General features: G+C 71.1%; 14 protein-coding genes. 4 read left to right on the top strand and 10 right to left on the bottom strand.

Going from position 1 to position 15,442, the window contains the following annotated elements; all coding sequences use genetic code 11:
- Positions 1-123: 123 nt before the first annotated feature.
- The 3 genes from ACFY0P_RS39370 to ACFY0P_RS39360 all read right to left on the bottom strand — a co-directional run bounded on the left by ACFY0P_RS39370 (position 124) and on the right by ACFY0P_RS39360 (position 1,783).
- Complete coding sequence (locus ACFY0P_RS39370; protein WP_294004210.1) at positions 124-255, bottom strand: hypothetical protein; 132 nt, start codon at positions 253-255, stop codon at positions 124-126.
- 275 nt (positions 256-530) lie between these two features.
- Entirely contained in the window at positions 531-1,067 is a 537-nt protein-coding gene (locus tag ACFY0P_RS39365; RefSeq protein WP_388924771.1) for a GNAT family N-acetyltransferase, read from the bottom strand.
- A 20-nt stretch (positions 1,068-1,087) separates the two neighbouring features.
- Positions 1,088-1,783 carry an SDR family NAD(P)-dependent oxidoreductase gene (locus ACFY0P_RS39360; protein WP_388924768.1) on the bottom strand — a complete coding sequence of 232 codons (696 nt, stop codon included), beginning with the start codon at positions 1,781-1,783 and terminating at the stop codon, positions 1,088-1,090.
- 86 nt (positions 1,784-1,869) lie between these two features.
- Here ACFY0P_RS39360 and ACFY0P_RS39355 point away from each other — a divergent pair, with 86 nt between their 5' ends.
- The gene (locus ACFY0P_RS39355; protein WP_388924765.1) at positions 1,870-2,718 is read left to right on the top strand and encodes a helix-turn-helix transcriptional regulator; all 849 of its coding nucleotides are present in this window, start codon (positions 1,870-1,872) and stop codon (positions 2,716-2,718) included.
- A 77-nt stretch (positions 2,719-2,795) separates the two neighbouring features.
- Here the strand turns inward: ACFY0P_RS39355 and pruA are convergent, their stop codons facing one another.
- The gene (pruA, locus tag ACFY0P_RS39350; protein ID WP_388924762.1) at positions 2,796-4,427 is read right to left on the bottom strand and encodes an L-glutamate gamma-semialdehyde dehydrogenase; all 1,632 of its coding nucleotides are present in this window, start codon (positions 4,425-4,427) and stop codon (positions 2,796-2,798) included.
- Positions 4,428-4,476: 49 nt separating this feature from the next.
- The gene (locus ACFY0P_RS39345) at positions 4,477-5,403 is read right to left on the bottom strand and encodes a proline dehydrogenase family protein (RefSeq protein ID WP_388924759.1); all 927 of its coding nucleotides are present in this window, start codon (positions 5,401-5,403) and stop codon (positions 4,477-4,479) included.
- 142 nt (positions 5,404-5,545) lie between these two features.
- Between ACFY0P_RS39345 and ACFY0P_RS39340 the strand changes: the two genes are divergently transcribed.
- Positions 5,546-6,844, top strand: coding sequence for a PucR family transcriptional regulator (locus tag ACFY0P_RS39340; RefSeq protein ID WP_388924756.1), 1,299 nt, complete (start codon positions 5,546-5,548; stop codon positions 6,842-6,844).
- Between the two features lie 82 nt (positions 6,845-6,926).
- Positions 6,927-7,514 carry a hypothetical protein gene (locus ACFY0P_RS39335; RefSeq protein ID WP_388924753.1) on the top strand — a complete coding sequence of 196 codons (588 nt, stop codon included), beginning with the start codon at positions 6,927-6,929 and terminating at the stop codon, positions 7,512-7,514.
- 34 nt (positions 7,515-7,548) lie between these two features.
- On the opposite strand, the gene ACFY0P_RS39330 is transcribed toward ACFY0P_RS39335, so the two are convergent.
- Positions 7,549-8,124, bottom strand: coding sequence for a TetR/AcrR family transcriptional regulator (locus ACFY0P_RS39330; protein ID WP_388924750.1), 576 nt, complete (start codon positions 8,122-8,124; stop codon positions 7,549-7,551).
- A 97-nt stretch (positions 8,125-8,221) separates the two neighbouring features.
- Here ACFY0P_RS39330 and ACFY0P_RS39325 point away from each other — a divergent pair, with 97 nt between their 5' ends.
- Entirely contained in the window at positions 8,222-9,736 is a 1,515-nt protein-coding gene (locus ACFY0P_RS39325) for an MFS transporter (RefSeq protein ID WP_388924747.1), read from the top strand.
- A 130-nt stretch (positions 9,737-9,866) separates the two neighbouring features.
- On the opposite strand, the gene serA is transcribed toward ACFY0P_RS39325, so the two are convergent.
- The 4 genes from serA to ACFY0P_RS39305 all read right to left on the bottom strand — a co-directional run bounded on the left by serA (position 9,867) and on the right by ACFY0P_RS39305 (position 15,221).
- Positions 9,867-11,456: a phosphoglycerate dehydrogenase gene (gene serA, locus ACFY0P_RS39320; protein ID WP_388924744.1), complete on the bottom strand. Its 1,590-nt coding sequence runs from the start codon at positions 11,454-11,456 to the stop codon at positions 9,867-9,869.
- A gap of 230 nt (positions 11,457-11,686) precedes the next feature.
- The gene (gene ilvC / locus ACFY0P_RS39315) at positions 11,687-12,685 is read right to left on the bottom strand and encodes a ketol-acid reductoisomerase (protein ID WP_388924741.1); all 999 of its coding nucleotides are present in this window, start codon (positions 12,683-12,685) and stop codon (positions 11,687-11,689) included.
- A gap of 141 nt (positions 12,686-12,826) precedes the next feature.
- Positions 12,827-13,351, bottom strand: a complete 525-nt coding sequence (gene ilvN, locus ACFY0P_RS39310) for an acetolactate synthase small subunit (protein ID WP_046726929.1) — start codon at positions 13,349-13,351, stop codon at positions 12,827-12,829.
- 19 nt (positions 13,352-13,370) lie between these two features.
- Positions 13,371-15,221, bottom strand: a complete 1,851-nt coding sequence (locus tag ACFY0P_RS39305) for an acetolactate synthase large subunit (RefSeq protein ID WP_388924737.1) — start codon at positions 15,219-15,221, stop codon at positions 13,371-13,373.
- Between the last annotated feature and the right edge of the window lie 221 nt (positions 15,222-15,442).

Raw genomic sequence — 15,442 nt, 5'->3', positions numbered from 1 at the left:
GCCCCGGAGTTCCCCGGGGTACGGCGCGGCCGTCCCGGCCGCGCCGTACCCCGTGCGGGTGCGGCTCCCGTTGAGGGGTTGCTACACGTGTTACCGACGGTGCGTCAACGGCTCGTCAGCGGCTCAGTGGCCGGTCTCGCCGCCGTTGTCGCGGCGGTCGAGGGCGCGCTGGAGAGCGGCGGCGGCGTTCTTGCGGTCCGAGTCGCTCGTGCGGGACACGTGGCGGACTCGGCGGCGGACGGTCGTCTCGGCCATGGGAATCGACTCCTTCGACATACGTGGAGTACGGCAAGGGGGGATACGAGACGCCGGAAGGGGCGGGGAGCGGTGCCGCAGGGGTTGCCTGCACGGGGCCCGGCTCACGACCGCCATTCGCTTGATCGAGCGAGACGTTCGGCTCCTACAAAAGTAAGGGAGCGGCCCGCTTCTGTCTGCACAATTACTCGGACTTCCTACTATCTGAGACGGCGAGGTGCGTCACCCGCCTGTGACCTGTGGCTTTGACGGTTGGGACGGTTGGGGCGAACGGGTTACATGACGTCTCCGTCGCGCCAGTCGAAGATCAGCTCGTGGGCGGGGTCGAGGGCACCGGCGAGGGCGGGCCACACGAACACGTCCCCCTCCTCCGCCGCGAGCCGCACGACTCCCCGGTCCGGGGACAGGGCGCAGATCCTGCCGGGCCAGCGCTGCCAGCCCCGGACCGTGTACAGCCGGGCGCCGTCGTCGCTCGCGCCGAGCGCGCCGAGGTCGTACGCCCGCTCGACGATCCGTTCCAGCGCCGCCATCACCTGCCCGCCGTGCCCCCGGCGGCGGGCGTCGGGCCGGACGCCCACCGCCTCGACGTAGCCGACGCGCAGCCAGCGGCCCCGGTGCCGGGCGCGGCGCATGACGACCGAGCCGTGGGCGGCGAGCCCGGCCTCGTCGTGCACGAGCGCGTGCAGGCCGCCCAGTCCGTGCTCCCAGTCGCTGTCGCCGAAGTCCCCGCCGAACGCCTCGTGGAGCAGGGCGCGGGCGGCACGCAGGTCGTCGGGGCCGAGGTCGGCGGTGTGGGCGATGCGGAGAGGCATGGCCCAAGTGTCGTACGGAACTACCAGGCGACGGGGCCGTTACGGTCGATGAACCGGCCCGTTCCCGCGCCGGACGGCTCGGTGGCGAGGCGGACGATCGCGTCGGTGCCCTCGGTGACGGTCTGCGGGCCGCTGTGGCCGTTGAGGTCGGTCGCCGTGTAGCCGGGGTCGACGGCGTTGACGCGGATGTCCTTGAAGGCCTTGGCGTACTGGGTGGTGAGCATGGTCAGGGCCGACTTGGATGCGGTGTAGAGGGGCGAGACGACGGAGGACTCGACGCGGGCCGGGTCGTGCGTGACCGCGAACGACCCCATCCCGCTGCTGACGTTGACGACGACCGGGTCCGGCGAGCGGCGCAGGAGCGGGAGGAAGGCGGTGGTCGTGCGGATGACGCCGAAGACGTTGACGTCGAAGACGCCGAGGGCGTCCGCGCCGGTCAGCTCCGCCGGGTCGCCGTGCGGGCCGGCGATGCCGGCGTTGTTGACCAGCACGTCGATCCGGCCCTCGTGGGCGGCGACGTCGGCGGCCGCGGCGGCGACCGAGGCGTCGTCGGTGACGTCGATCCGGACGAACCGCGCGCCGAGCGCGTCGGCGGCCGCCGCGCCCTGCTCGGGGTCGCGGGCGCCGACGAGCACGGTGTGGCCGAGTCCGGCGAGGCGGCGGGCGGTCTCGCGGCCGAGGCCCTTGTTGGCCCCGGTGATGAAGGTGATGGTCATGGATCGATCGTCGGCCCGGCGCGGGACCCCTGCCAGAGACGCTTCGACCGTAGGAACGGCGGTACCAGGATCACGGAGGGGGCAGGATGGAGGGCATGTCGAGGAAAGAGGCGGCCGGTCTGGGCCCGACGATCCGTGCCTGGCGGGAGCGGCTGTCACCGGCGGCCGTGGGGGTGCCGGCGACCGGCCGCACCCGCCGGGCGACCGGGCTGCGCCGCGAGGAACTGGCCGAGCTGGCCGGGGTGTCGGTCGACTACGTCGTGCGGCTGGAGCAGGGCCGGGCGACGGCGCCGTCCGGGCAGGTGGTCGCCGCCCTGTGCCGTGCCCTGCGGCTGACGCCCGCCGAGCGCGAGCACCTCTACCGGATGGCCGGGCTGGTCCCGCCGGACGGCGGCCCGGTCCCCGATCACCTTCCGCCGGGTGTGCTCCGCGTGCTGGACCGGCTCGGCGGGGTGGCGGTCGGCGTGTTCACCGCGCACTGGCAGCTGCTGTGGTGGAATCCCGGCTGGGCGGCGCTGCTCGGCGACCCGGCGGCCACCCCGCCCGGGCTGCGCAACCTCGCCCGCGAGCGGTTCCCGGTCGGCGCCGAGGGGGCCCGTCTCTCGTCCTGGCCGGTACGGGTGGCGAACGCCGACGGCTCCGACCTCGCGATCGTGGCCGACCTGCGCCGCGCCACCGGCCGCTTCCCGCACGACGCCCGCCTGGCCGAGCTGGTGCGCGAACTGGCCGAGGGCAACGAGCGGTTCGCCCGGCTCTGGGCGAGCGGCACGGTCGCCGCCCACCGCACGGACCGCAAGACGGTCGAGCATCCGGGGGTGGGTCCGGTGGAGGTGGACTGCGACGTCCTGACGGACGGCGACTCGGAGCTGAAGATCGTGATCCTCTCGGCGGCGCCGGACACCGAGGGGGCGGCCCGGCTGCGCACGCTGCTGTAGCCGGGCGGGGCATGGGAACGGGCCGGGAAGCCTGCTCGTGGGTCAGGCTTCCCGGCCCGTGCTCGGGGGGCTGAGGGTCAGCCCATGTGCGGGTACGCGTAGTCGGTCGGCGCGACCAGCGTCTCCTTGATCGCTCGGGTCAGCGTCCAGCGCAGCAGGTTCTGCGGGGCGCCGGCCTTGTCATTGGTGCCGGACGCGCGGCCGCCGCCGAAGGGCTGCTGGCCGACGACGGCACCGGTCGACTTGTCGTTGATGTAGAAGTTGCCGGCCGCGTAGCGCAGCTTCTCCATCGTGTACGCCGCCGCCGCGCGGTCGTTGGAGATGACCGAGCCGGTGAGCGCGTAGTCGGACACCGACTCCATCTGGGTCAGCATCTCGTCGTACTCGTCGTCCTCGTAGACGTGCACGGCGAGGAACGGGCCGAAGTACTCGGTGCGGAAGACCTCGTTCTCCGGGTCGCTGCACACGACGACCGTCGGGCGGACGAAATAGCCGACCGAGTCGTCGTAGGAGCCGCCCGCGACGATCTCGCAGGACGGGTCGGTCTTCGCACGGTCGATCGCGGCCTTGTTCTTGGCGAAGGCACGCTCGTCGATGACGGCGCCGATGAAGTTCGACAGGTCGGTGACGTCACCCATGGTCAGGTAGTCGACCTCGGCGGCGAACTCCTCGCGGAAGCCGTCGTTCCAGATGGACGCGGGGATGTAGGCGCGGGAGGTCGCCGAGCACTTCTGGCCCTGGTACTCGAAGGCGCCGCGGGTGAGCGCCGTCTTGAGGACGGCCCGGTCGGCGCTCGGGTGGGCGACGAGGAAGTCCTTGCCGCCGGTCTCGCCGACCAGACGCGGGTACGAGCGGTACTTCTCGATGTTGTTGCCGACCGTCTTCCACAGGTACTGGAAGGTCTTGGTGGAGCCGGTGAAGTGGATTCCGGCCAGGTCCCGGTGCTCGAGGGCGACCTTGGACACCTCGATGCCGTCGCCGGTGACGAGGTTGATGACGCCCTTCGGGAGGCCTGCCTCCTCCAGCAGCTGCATCAGGAGGACCGCCGCGTGGGTCTGGGTCGGGGACGGCTTCCACACGACCACGTTGCCCATGAGAGCCGGGGCCGTCGGCAGGTTGCCGGCGATCGCGCTGAAGTTGAACGGCGTGATCGCGTAGACGAAGCCCTCCAGGGGGCGGTGGTCGAGGCGGTTCCAGACGCCCGGCGAGTTGGCCGGGGGCTGCTCGGCCAGGATCTGGCGGGCGTAGTGGACGTTGAACCGCCAGAAGTCGACCAGCTCGCAGGGCGAGTCGATCTCGGCCTGCTGGGCGGTCTTGGACTGGCCGAGCATGGTGGAGGCGGCGATCGTCTCGCGCCAGGGGCCGGCGAGCAGTTCGGCGGCGCGCAGGATGATGGCGGCGCGGTCGTCGAAGGACATCGCGCGCCAGGCGGGCGCGGCGGCGAGGGCCGCGTCGATCGCGTCCTGGGCGTCCTGCTGGGTGGCGTGCCGACCGGTGCCGATGACGGCCTTGTGGTTGTGCGGCTGCACGACCTGGAAGGGCTCGCCGCCGCCGAGCCGCTTCTCGCCGCCGATGGTCATCGACAGCTCGATCGGGTTCTCGGCCAGCTCCTTGAGCTTGGCCTCCAGGCGGGTGCGCTCGGCGGAGCCGGGGGCGTAGCCGTGCACCGGCTCGTTGACGGGGGTGGGGACCTGGGTCACAGCGTCCATGAGATCCGTAACTCCTTGTACGTGAGCGGGTGTTGAGGCTTGTCGGGGCTCAGCCCCTGCTGACCATCGAGCGGAGGAAGAAGCGCAGGTTGGCCGGCTTCTCCGCGAGACGGCGCATGAAGTAGCCGTACCAGTCGGTGCCGTACGCGGTGTAGACGCGCATCCGGTGGCCCTCGGCGGCCAGCCGCAGGTGCTCGTCGCTGCGGATGCCGTACAGCATCTGGAACTCGTACTCGTCGGGCTTGCGGCCGGCGCGCCGGGCGAGTTCCTGGGCGATGGAGATCAGGCGCGGGTCATGGGAGCCGACCATCGGGTACCCCTCGCCCTCCATCAGAGTCCGCAGGACCCGCACGTACGCCTTGTCGATCTCGTGCTTCTGCTGGTAGGCGACCTCGGCGGGCTCCTTGTAGGCACCCTTGACCAGGCGGACGCGGCTGCCGCTGTCGGCGAGGCGGCGGGCGTCGGCCTCGGTGCGGAAGAGGTAGGCCTGGATGACGCAGCCGGTCTGCGGGAAGTCCCGGCGCAGTTCCTCGTGGATGGCGAACATCGAGTCGAGGGTGGTGTGGTCCTCGGCGTCGAGGGTGACGGTCGTACCGATGGCCGCGGCGGCCTCGACGACCGGGCGGACGTTGGCGAGGGCCAGTTCGTGTCCTCCCGGGAGGGCCTGGCCGAACATCGACAGCTTGACCGACATCTCGACCCGCTCGCCGAGGCCGAGGTCCTTCAGCCGCTCGACGAGCGCGAGGTAGGCGTCCCGGGCGGCGGTGGCCTGCTCGGGGGTCGTGATGTCCTCGCCGACGACGTCCATCGTCAGCTCCAGGCCGCGGCCCGTGAGCTCCTCGATGATCGGGACGATGTCGGCGACCGACTCCCCGGGGATGAAGCGGTCCACGACCTGCTTCGTCACCGGGGCCGCCGAGATCAGACGTCGCATCCGGTCGCTGCGCGACGCGGCGAGAATCACGGGACCCAGCACGGGGCACCTCCACAACACATGCCAGACAGGCCGCGATCCGACGATTTGGATACGGCACGGGGAACCACCGTGAAAGTTAAGGATCCCTCCGATCGTGGGCCATCGACAGCTGTCACGCATCCGTGCAGCGGATCTCAGACAGATGTATGAAGGCGGTCGGGAATTGCGGGAGAATGCCCGGGTGACGTCGGAATTCAGGGATGACTACCAGGAGCTGGTCGACGAGATCTCGGAGCTCCTCGGCGTCCCGGCGACCCTGGAGAACCGCGACTTCGAGCTGATCGCCTTCGGGGCGTACGACAGTGAGGGCGACCTCGACCCGTCGGCGCTGGACCCGGTCCGCACCCGCTCGATCCTGACCCGGCGTTCGACGGCGGCGGTGCGTACCTGGTTCGAGGGCTTCGGCATCACCCGGGCGACCGGACCGGTCCGGATCCCGCCGACCCCGGAGGCCGGGGTGTACCGCGGGCGGATCTGCCTCCCGGTACGCCATCGGGGTGTCGTCCTCGGCTATGTGTGGCTGCTCGACTCCGAGCCGGGTCCGACGGACGCCCAGCTGGCCGCCGCCATGGGGGTGGCGGGGCGGATCGGGGCGCTGCTCGCGGACGAGGCGCAGGCGGGGGCGGGTCTTGGCCGGGAGCTGCGGGCGGTGCTGGTCGCGGAGGGCGGCTGGCAGCGGGACATGGCGGTGGCCGAACTCCGTACCGCCCTGGGCGCCCGCGCGGACGTCCCGCACACCCTGGTCTGTGTCGCCCCCTGGCCGTCGGCCGACCCGGACGACGCCCCGTCCCCGCGCACGGTCCCGCACGCCACCGCGCTGTGCGCCCTGCCCTGGGGAGCAACCGGCCACAGCCTCGCGGTGCTGGTCCGGCTGCGCAGCACGGACACGGCCACTCCCGCCCTGACGGCCGCCGCCCGGCTGCTCAAGGAGGCGGAGGAGGGCCGGTCGGCGGCGGCGCGCGGCGCCGGGGCGCGGACGGCGGCGGCCGTCGCCGCGGGGTTCGCGGGGCCGGTCACGGCGGCGCAGGGCTGCGCCGCGGGGGTGGGCGGGCCCCGGGCCGGGCTGGCCGAGCTGGGCGCGGTCTGGCAGGAGGCCACGGCGGCCGCCCGGGCCGCGCTGGCGGAGCCGCGGTTCGGGCCGGTCGCGCAGTGGGCGGACATCGGCCCGTACCGCCTGCTGACCGCGCTGCCGCCGGCGGCCCCGCGGGATCCGGCCGTGGCCCCGCTTCTCACCCCGGCCCACCACGAACTGGCCCGCACCGCCGAGGTCTACCTCGACCACGCGGGCCAGGCGGGCCGCACGGCCACCGCGCTCGGCATCCACCGGCAGACCCTGTACTACCGCCTGTCCCGCGTCGAGCAGCTCACCGGCCTCGACCTGGACGACGGCGAGGACCGCCTGCTGCTGCACATGGCGTTGAAGGGGGCCCGGCTCGCCTGAGGTGCGCCTTTCGGTGCCGTGTGCGGATGCCGGTCGGCGTATGCTCCGCGTGTTCACATCAAGGATGTCGGCGGGGGCGGACATGGGTGATTCGGGTCCGGACATACGGCACGGCGAGGCGGCCGAGCCACGGGAGGCCGTGGCGGAGAGCGGGGCGCGCAGACAGCCCCGGCCGGGCCGCCGGTCGGCCGCGCTGGGGATCGGGGCGCTCGCCCTCGCGGGGTGCGCCGCAGGAGCCGTCTGGCTCTTCCGGGACGACCTGCCCCACCCGCTCGGCGACGAACGGGCCTGCGCCGGAAGCGAGCAGCGGCTGCCGGACCGGATTCTCGTGCACGGCACGCCGATCCCCTCCGACGCCTCCGACGTCCACTACTTCACCCGGAACGGCAGCGCCGTCCTGTCCTTCCGCAGCGGCCTGCTCCCGTACTTCCTGCGCAGCACGGGCATCGTGCCGGCCGGCGCGGACCTGTTCGACGAGCGCCACGGCGGCGTCGGCGTGGCCGGCGAGCCGTACAAGCTCCCGGACGGCCTGTGCGGAGCCGCACTGCGGAGCCCCGTCTGGTACTACCACCCCGAGGACGGCGTCCGGGTCACCGTCGAGCGCTCGCCGCTGTACGGCGACGCGCTCCGGTTCCCGGCCCGCGCCGTGATCACGTACTCGCTCGGCTGACCGGCGCCACGCGTGCGCCGACTCCTCGGGCGCGTCAACTCCGGTTCGCGGCCTCGACGATCTGGCGCAGCCCCTCGGCGAGCGCGTCGCCGTCGGGGGCGGTCTTCGGGTCGAAGGTCCACTGCGAGATGAGGCCGGACATCAGGGTCATGTAGAAGCGGCCCAGGGTGTCGGCGGTCTCGTCCGAGACCTCCTCCTCCCGTACGCCCATCAGCAGCGAGGTCAGCCCGCGGCCGCCCTCGCGCTGGGCGCGCGCCAACTGGTCGCGCACCTCCGGCATCTGGTCGCCCATCGTCACGATCTCCACGCTGAGCCGCCACATGGAGCCGGGCCCGCGCATGCTGTCGACGATGTTCGACCACACCTCCCGGAACCGCTCGAGGGAGCCGGGCGCTCCGGTCAGCCCCCCGTCGCCGCCCTCGAAGGACATCTCCTCCACCAGGGCGATGTAGGCCTGTGCGAGCAGCGCGTCCTTGGAGCCGTAGTGGTAGCCGATCGAGGCGAGGTTGGTCCCCGACTCCCGGACGATGTCGCGCGCCGTCGTCCGCGCAAACCCCTTCTCGAGCAGGCAGCGCTTGGCGCCTTCCAGCAGATCCTCACGGTGTCCCATGCGGACCACCCTACCCGGAATCCATACGCGCGTCCTAGACACGTGAATTATACAAGCGTTCTAGACAAGCGTTTAAGACGCCCGTACATTCCTTGGCATGACGAACCCGACGAGCACGAACGCAACCACTCCACCGAGCCCCAACGCCCTGGCGGGGCGCCGCGAATGGACGGCGCTGGGCGTGCTGATGCTTCCGCTGCTCCTGGTCTCGATGGATGTCTCGGTCCTCTACTTCGCCCTCCCGGCGATCGGCGCGGACCTGGCGCCGAGCGGCACCCAGCAGCTGTGGATCCTCGACGTCTACGGCTTCGTCCTGGCCGGTCTGCTGATGACGATGGGCGCCCTCGGCGACCGCATCGGCCGTCGGCGCCTGCTGCTGTTCGGCGCCGCGGCCTTCGGCGGGGCCTCGCTGCTCGCCGCGTACGCGGACAGCGCCGGAACCCTGATCGCCGCCCGCGCGATCCTCGGCATCGGCGGCGCGACCCTGATGCCGTCGACGATGGCCCTGCTGCGCACGATGTTCACCGACCCGGGCCAGCGCGCGAAGGCGATCGGCCTGTGGTCCGGGGTGATGACGGGCGGGATCGCGCTCGGCTCGGTGATGAGCGGGATCCTCGTCGAGCACTTCTGGTGGGGCTCGGTCTTCCTGGTCAACCTGCCGGCGATGGCCCTGCTCCTGATCGTCGGCCCGTTCCTGCTCCCCGAGTCCCGGAACCCCTCCCCCGGTTCCTTCGACTGGCTGAGCGTCCCGCTCTCGATGGCCGCCGTGCTGCCCGTGGTCTACGGCGTCAAGGAGATCCCCTCCGAGGGCTGGCACCCGCTGTACGTCGTCTCGGTCACCGTCGGCCTGCTCTTCGCCGCTCTCTTCGTCCACCGGCAGCGCACCACCGGCTCCCCGCTGATCCCGCCGGCCCTGCTGAAGGGCCACGGCTTCACCCCGGCGCTGGCCCTGAACCTGGTCGCCTCGCTCGCCATGATGGGCTCGGCGATCTTCACCACCCAGTACCTGCAGTCGGTCCTCGGGATGAGCCCGCTGGCGGCGGCGCTGTGGAGTCTGCTGCCCTCGGTGTTCATCGGGGCCGCGGGGCCGCTCACGGCGCAGCTGGTGCAGCGGGGCGCCGACCGGGGGTACGTCGTCGCCGGCGGCTTCGCGGCCATGGCGGCCGGGTTCGTGCTGCTCGCCCTGATCGGCACCGACTCGCTGTGGCTGGTGCTGACCGGGGCCGGCGTCCTCGCCTGCGGGATGGTCGCGATCGTGTCCCAGCTGACCGACCTCGCGATGACCGGCGCGCCGGTGGAACGGGCCGGGACGGCGTCCTCGCTGCTGGAGACGGCCGCGGAGTTCGGCGGTGCGCTCGGCATGGCCGTGCTGGGCTCGATCGGCACGGCGGTCTACCGCCACGACATGCCGGCCACGGCTCCCGCCGGGGCCCGCGAGACGCTGGGCGGTGCGCTGGCCACGGCGAGCCGGCTGCCGGGGCCCGCGGGAGAGGCCCTGACCCGGACCGCACGGGAGGCGTTCACCAGCGGGATGCAGGGCGCGGCGATCGCGGGGGCGGTGCTGCTGGTGGGGGCCGCGGTGGGGGCGGGGGTGACGCTGCGGAGGAGGTGACCCTACGCCTGCGCAGGAGGTGACCATACAAACGCCGGACGGGCTGACCTACTCAGCCCGTCCGGCGTTTGAGGACGCACGACTCCAGCCTTCCAGCCCACCGAGTCGGATGGGCCGGTGGGCGAAAAAATCAGACCAGGTTCACCGATCGGGCCGACGTCGCCCCGATCTCCGCCTCGACCTCGGCCAGCACACCGGCGGCCACCGTGTCGTCGACGGTGAGGACGGCGAGCGCCTCGCCGCCCGCGACCGCACGGGACACCTGCATACCGGCGATGTTGATCCCGGCCTCTCCCAGGATGCGGCCGACGGTGCCGACCACGCCCGGCCGGTCCTCGTACCGCAGCACCAGCAGGTGGTCGGCGATCGCGAGGTCGACGTCGTAGTCGCCGACCGCGACGATCTTCTGGAGGTTCTTCGGGCCGGACAGCGTGCCGGAGACCGAGACCTCCTCGCCGTTGCCGAGGGTGCCGCGCACGGTGACGACGTTGCGGTGGTCGGCCGACTCCGAGCTGGTCGTCAGCCGTACCTCGACACCGCGCTCCTGCGCGAACAGCGGGGCGTTGACGTACGACACCGTCTCGTCGACGACGTCCTCGAAGACGCCCTTGAGCGCGGACAGCTCCAGCACCTTCACGTCGTGCTGGGTGATCTCGCCGTAGACCTCGACGTCGAGGCGGACCGCGACCTCACCGGCGAGCGCGGTGAAGATGCGGCCGAGGCGCTCGGCGAGGGGCAGGCCCGGCTTGACGTCCTCGGCGATGACACCGCCCTGGACGTTGACCGCGTCCGGGACCAGCTCACCGGCGAGGGCGAGGCGGACGGACCGGGCGACGGCGATGCCCGCCTTCTCCTGGGCCTCGTCGGTGGAGGCACCGAGGTGCGGGGTGCAGACGACCTGGTCGAGCTCGAAGAGCGGGGAGTCGGTGCACGGCTCCTTGGAGTAGACGTCGAGGCCGGCGCCGGCGACCCGGCCCTCCTTGAGTGCCGCGTACAGCGCCTCCTCGTCGACGATGCCACCGCGCGCGGCGTTGACGATCCGCACCGACGGCTTGACCTTGCGCAGCGCCTCGTCGCCGATCAGACCGACCGTCTCGGGGGTCTTCGGGAGGTGCACGGTGATGAAGTCGGCGACCTCGAGCAGCTCGTCCAGGGACAGCACCTTGACGCCCATCTGGGCGGCACGGGCGGGCTGGATGTAGGGGTCGTAGGCGACGACCTTCATGCCGAAGGCGGACATGCGCTGCGCGACCAGGGCGCCGATGCGGCCGAGGCCGACGACACCGAGGGTCTTCTCGGCGAGCTCGACGCCGGTGTACTTGCTGCGCTTCCACTCGCCGTTCTTCAGCGCGGCGTTGGCCTGCGGGATGTGGCGGGCGCTGGAGATGAGAAGACCGCAGGCCAGCTCGGCGGCGGTCACGATGTTGGAGGTCGGGGCGTTGACGACCATCACGCCGGCCTTGGTGGCGGCGGAGACGTCGACGTTGTCCAGGCCGACGCCGGCTCGTGCGACGACCTTGAGCTTCTTGGCCGCGGCGATCGCCTCGGCGTCGACCTTGGTGGCGGAGCGGATCAGGATCGCGTCCACGTCGGCGATGGCGGGGAGCAGCTCGGCTCGGTCTGCTCCGTTGGTGTGCCGGATCTCGAAGTCCGGGCCCAGCGCGTCGACGGTGGCGGGCGACAGCTCTTCAGCGATGAGTACGACAGGTTTCGAGCTCACGTGAGTCCTCACATGTCCAATGCGGACGGCCGTCCCGACGGCCGCAGGCGGTGGAGGTTGGCTAGCCGCGTGGAGACGCACGACGCTGTGGGCCTGACGCGTATGTAGTACGGCAGTGTAGTGGCGTGACGGAGGTCGTCCTGCGCCTCTGCGGAAGGATCACCCGTCCGAGATTCGACGGGGCGGACAACAGGGCCGGGGCGGTTCGCCCCGGCCCTGTCACCTGGGGCTCACGCGTCTTCGTTCACCCAGGACATCAGCTTGCGCAGCTGCTTGCCGGTGGTCTCCAGCAGGTGCTCGGAGTCCTGCTTCTTGTACTCGTTGTACTTCTTCAGACCGCCGTGGTACTCGTCCATCCAGTTGCGGGCGAAGGTGCCGTCCTGGATCTCGGCGAGGACCTGCTTCATCTCGGCCTTGGTGGCGTCGGTGATGATCCGCGGGCCGGTGACGTAGTCGCCCCACTCGGCGGTCTCGGAGACCGACCAGCGCATCTTCTCCAGGCCGCCCTCGTACATCAGGTCGACGATGAGCTTCAGCTCGTGCAGGCACTCGAAGTACGCGATCTCCGGCTGGTAGCCGGCCTCGACCAGGGTCTCGAACCCGGCCTTGACCAGGGCGGCCGTACCACCGCAGAGGACGGCCTGCTCACCGAACAGGTCGGTCTCGGTCTCCTCGGTGAAGGTCGTCTTGATGACGCCGGCGCGGGTGCCGCCGATGCCCTTCGCGTACGACAGCGCCAGCGCGAAGCCGTTGCCGGTGGCGTCCTGCTCGACGGCCACGATGCAGGGCACGCCGCGGCCCTCCTCGTACTGACGGCGGACGAGGTGGCCCGGGCCCTTCGGGGCGACCATGCAGACGTCGACGCCGGCCGGGGGCTTGATGAAGCCGAAGCGGATGTTCAGGCCGTGGCCGAAGAACAGCGCGTCGCCGTCGTTCAGGTTCGGGGCGATGGACTCCTCGTAGACCTGGGCCTGGATCGGGTCCGGGACCAGGATCATGATGACGTCGGCCTCGGCGGCGGCCTCGGCCGGGGTCACCACACGCAGGCCCTGCTCCTCGGCCTTCGCCTTGGACTTGGAGCCCTCGTGCAGACCGACACGCACGTCGACACCCGAGTCGCGCAGCGACAGGGCGTGGGCGTGACCCTGGCTGCCGTAGCCGATGACCGCGACCTTGCGGCCCTGGATGATGGACAGGTCGGCGTCGGCGTCGTAGAACAGCTCGGCCACTTTGGGTTCTCTCCTTGGTGTGCAGGTGTTGCGTCCCACCGTATGACGGCGGGCGGACGGGAAGTTTTGGGGTCTCGGCATACGGGCGGCCGGCGGGCCGGGACGGATCGCCGGCCGCCCGTGTCGAGCCTTGCTCAAGCCTTACGCAGATCGGTCGAGGGCGCGCAGCGACCGGTCGGTGATCGAACGGGCCCCGCGTCCGATCGCGATGGTGCCGGACTGCACCAGCTCCTTGATGCCGAACGGCTCCAGCATCTTGAGCATGGCGGTCAGCTTCTCGCTGCTGCCGGTGGCCTCGATGGTGACGGCCTCCGGGGAGACGTCGACGGTCTTGGCCCGGAACAGCTGGACGATCTCGACGATCTGGGAGCGCGTCTCGTTGTCGGCGCGCACCTTCACCAGAACGAGTTCGCGCTGAACGGCCGAACCCGGCTCCAGTTCGACGATCTTGAGCACCTCGACGAGCTTGTTGAGCTGCTTGGTGACCTGCTCCAGCGGCAGCGCCTCGACGCTCACCACGATGGTGATGCGGGAGATGTCGGCGTGCTCGGTGACCCCGACGGCGAGCGAGTCGATGTTGAAGCCGCGGCGGGAGAACAGGGCCGCGATCCGGGCCAGGATGCCCGGCTTGTTCTCCACCAGGACGGAGAGCGTGTGCTTGGACATTTTTCTTCGTCTCTCTCGCTCAGTCGTCTTCGTTGTCGCCGAAGTCGGGACGGACGTCCCGGGCGGCCAGGATCTCGTCGTTGGAGGTGCCGGCGGCGACCATCGGCCACACCATGGCGTCCTCGTGGACGATGAAGTCGACGACGACCGGGCGGTCGTTGATGGAGTTCGCCTCTTCGATGACCTTGTCGAGGTCGTCCGGGGACTCGCAGCGGATGGAGTAGCAGCCCATGGCCTCCGACAGCTTGACGAAGTCGGGGACCCGGGTGCCGCGGGCGTCCGGGTTGACGTCGTCGGGCCCGGAGTGCAGCACCGTGTTGGAGTACCGCTGGTTGTAGAAGAGGGTCTGCCACTGGCGGACCATCCCGAGGGCGCCGTTGTTGATGATGGCGACCTTGATCGGGATGTTGTTCAGGGCGCAGGTGGTCAGTTCCTGGTTGGTCATCTGGAAGCAGCCGTCGCCGTCGATCGCCCAGACGGTCCTGCCCGGCTGACCGGCCTTGGCGCCCATGGCGGCCGGGACCGCGTAGCCCATGGTTCCGGCGCCGCCGGAGTTCAGCCAGGTGGCGGGCTTCTCGTACTGCACGTAGTGCGCGGCCCACATCTGGTGCTGACCGACGCCCGCCGCGAAGATCGTGTCCTGCGGGGCGAGCTGCCCGATGCGCTCGATGACCTGCTGCGGCGAGAGCGACCCGTTGTCGGGCAGGTCGTAGCCCAGCGGGTAGGTCTCGCGCCAGCGGTTGAGGTCCTTCCACCAGGCGGCGTAGTCACCCTGGTGGCCCTCGCCGTGCTCCTTCTGCACCGCCTGGATCAGGTCGGCGATGACCTCGCGGGCGTCACCGACGATCGGCACGTCGGCGGCGCGGTTCTTGCCGATCTCCGCGGGGTCGATGTCGGCGTGGACGATCTTCGCGTACGGGGCGAAGCTGTCCAGCTTGCCGGTGACGCGGTCGTCGAAGCGGGCTCCGAGGGCGACGATCAGGTCGGCCTTCTGCAGCGCGGTGACGGCGGTGACCGCACCGTGCATGCCCGGCATTCCCACGTGCAGCGGGTGGCTGTCGGGGAACGCGCCGAGCGCCATCAGGGTGGTGGTGACGGGCGCTCCGGTGAGCTCGGCGAGGACCTTGAGCTCGGCGGTGGCGTGCGCCTTGATGACACCGCCACCGACGTAGAGGACGGGCCGCTTCGCGGAGGTGATCAGCTTGGCGGCCTCGCGGATCTGCTTGGCGTGCGGCTTGGTCACCGGGCGGTAGCCGGGCAGGTCCATGACCGGCGGCCAGGAGAAGGTGGTCTTCGCCTGGAGGGCGTCCTTGGCGATGTCGACCAGGACCGGGCCGGGGCGGCCGGTGGACGCGATGTGGAACGCCTGCGCGATCACCCGCGGGATGTCCTCGGCCTTGGTGACCAGGAAGTTGTGCTTGGTGATCGGCATGGTGATGCCGACGATGTCCGCCTCCTGGAAGGCGTCCGTGCCGATCGAGGAGGACGCGACCTGCCCGGTGATCGCCACGAGCGGCACCGAGTCCATGTGCGCGTCCGCGATCGGCGTCACCAGGTTCGTCGCACCCGGGCCGCTCGTCGCCATGCAGACACCGACCTTGCCGGTGGCCTGCGCGTAGCCGGTGGCCGCGTGCCCGGCACCCTGCTCGTGGCGGCACAGGACATGGCGCACCCGGGTGGAGTCCATCAGCGGGTCGTAGGCCGGCAGGATCGCGCCACCGGGGATACCGAATACCGTGTCGGCGCCGACCTCCTCAAGGGAGCGGATGAGGGACTTCGCACCCGTGACGTGCTCGACGGGCGCGGACTGCTGTCCTCCGGAACGGGGCCGCGGCTGCGGATGGTGGGCCCCCGGGGCCTGCTCGGTCATCGGCATTCTCTTCTCGATGCTGAGGGTTTTTGCGAGGTTCGTACGGTTTTCTGCTGCCGTACGTCTGGTGCTGGTGCAACAAAAAACCCCTCGTGCCAAAAGGCAAGCGAGGGGAGCGCGCCGGTGTGGTCGCTGGGGTTTCCGGATCCTTCTCCGGTGGGTCCCAGCTCAGCCGACGCGCTGTCCAAGTACGAGAATTCGGGTGCGCATGGAACTGACCC

Source organism: Streptomyces sp. NPDC001714, from assembly GCF_042892755.1.
Lineage (GTDB): Bacteria > Actinomycetota > Actinomycetes > Streptomycetales > Streptomycetaceae > Streptomyces.
The sequence above is the reverse complement of the archived record's forward strand: the minus strand, read 5'-3'. Positions and strand labels throughout refer to the sequence as shown.

Excerpts from the sequence above, each read along its gene's own strand:
- ACFY0P_RS39370 (WP_294004210.1), bottom strand. The coding sequence starts at position 255 with ATGGCCGAGACGACCGTCCGCCGCCGAGTCCGCCACGTGTCCCGCACG.
- ACFY0P_RS39365 (WP_388924771.1), bottom strand. The coding sequence starts at position 1,067 with ATGCCTCTCCGCATCGCCCACACCGCCGACCTCGGCCCCGACGACCTG.
- ACFY0P_RS39360 (WP_388924768.1), bottom strand. The coding sequence starts at position 1,783 with ATGACCATCACCTTCATCACCGGGGCCAACAAGGGCCTCGGCCGCGAG.
- ACFY0P_RS39355 (WP_388924765.1), top strand. The coding sequence starts at position 1,870 with ATGGAGGGCATGTCGAGGAAAGAGGCGGCCGGTCTGGGCCCGACGATC.
- pruA (WP_388924762.1), bottom strand. The coding sequence starts at position 4,427 with ATGGACGCTGTGACCCAGGTCCCCACCCCCGTCAACGAGCCGGTGCAC.
- ACFY0P_RS39340 (WP_388924756.1), top strand. The coding sequence starts at position 5,546 with ATGTATGAAGGCGGTCGGGAATTGCGGGAGAATGCCCGGGTGACGTCG.
- ACFY0P_RS39335 (WP_388924753.1), top strand. The coding sequence starts at position 6,927 with ATGGGTGATTCGGGTCCGGACATACGGCACGGCGAGGCGGCCGAGCCA.
- ACFY0P_RS39330 (WP_388924750.1), bottom strand. The coding sequence starts at position 8,124 with ATGGGACACCGTGAGGATCTGCTGGAAGGCGCCAAGCGCTGCCTGCTC.
- ACFY0P_RS39325 (WP_388924747.1), top strand. The coding sequence starts at position 8,222 with ATGACGAACCCGACGAGCACGAACGCAACCACTCCACCGAGCCCCAAC.
- ilvN (WP_046726929.1), bottom strand. The coding sequence starts at position 13,351 with ATGTCCAAGCACACGCTCTCCGTCCTGGTGGAGAACAAGCCGGGCATC.
- ACFY0P_RS39305 (WP_388924737.1), bottom strand. The coding sequence starts at position 15,221 with ATGACCGAGCAGGCCCCGGGGGCCCACCATCCGCAGCCGCGGCCCCGT.